Below are 1049 nucleotides of genomic sequence, written 5' to 3' on the forward strand. Positions count from 1 at the left end.
GGCGTCGGCGGCGCAGACTTTGATCTCGGCTTTGAGGCGTACGCGTTCGTCCCTCGACAGGCCGGGCGCTCCATCGACCTTGTCGAAGAACCTGCGTTCCTCCAAGGGGTGGAGCAGACCATCGGCGAAAGCGATCACCATGCCGAGCATGATTGACAGTTGCATGGGCCGGTAATGCTGGCTCGGTTCGGGATCAGAGTCAGCTTCGCGTTCTAGGCCAAAAACCATCGCCAGTTCGTCTGGTTTTGCGGACTTCAGGGAAAAGGAAGGTGCGGCGGTATGAGCATAGCCAAAGGCTCCCAGAATTGCGGAAAGTTCTTTCTGTTTCGCTCGCGCGGCAATTTTGTCGGGATCCATCCCAGCCAATTCAGCCAGTTTCTGAATTGATATTAGGGCGTCATTACTCGCCAGTTCCTGGAGCCGCCTCAACGGGCTGCCAGCGAGTGTTTCACAATTCTTCACGCGCAAACCCAAGGGCAGCTGAGCCACAGCCGCAAGGCTAGGCTTCAGTCCCTCCGAACGGCCGAGCATGCGGCTATAGTCGTCGAGCCGATCCGTGCAGTCGTCGAAGATGCGGCGTGCACCGCCTATCGGTTCGCTGCGGTTTGTGATGTCCGGCAGGTCTCCGCCAAAGGGGCGAATTGCAAGATCGAACGTCCCGCTGCAGGCACGGTAGTTGACCTTCAGTTTCCGCACTCCGGCGGCCGGAACGCGCACGCCTTTTGGATATTGCTTCTCCACCGCTTCCGCGAACAGCTCTCGCAATAGAGTCTGTGCCCGTCGCGCCGGCGTTCGCACCCTCGTTTCGGGGTCGGCAAGGACGTAAGCCAACAAAAGGTCCGGTTCGATCGCCTCTCCGCCGCGCACCCGCATCCCGAGGGCGACCTTCAGCATTAGCGGAATCTCGTAGCTATTTTCCTCGACTTCCAGGTCAAACTTTTCCGGCAACTGAGCCGATTTTAGCTGGTAAGCCGAAAGCAACTCACCAGCATAACGCTTGAACGAACCATTCCCTCCATACACCTGCAATAGCCGGCGAACCTCTGCAA

Annotated in this window: 1 protein-coding gene; it reads right to left on the reverse strand. The window is 58.3% G+C overall.

Annotation, left to right across the window (positions count from 1 at the left end; all coding sequences use genetic code 11):
* Positions 1–1049, reverse strand: a 1049-nt coding sequence (locus EOA24_RS39060) for a TerB N-terminal domain-containing protein (RefSeq protein WP_189354639.1), incomplete at both ends; no start/stop codon positions are given.

It is taken from the genome of Mesorhizobium sp. M2A.F.Ca.ET.039.01.1.1 (assembly GCF_003998035.1).
Lineage (GTDB): Bacteria > Pseudomonadota > Alphaproteobacteria > Rhizobiales > Rhizobiaceae > Mesorhizobium.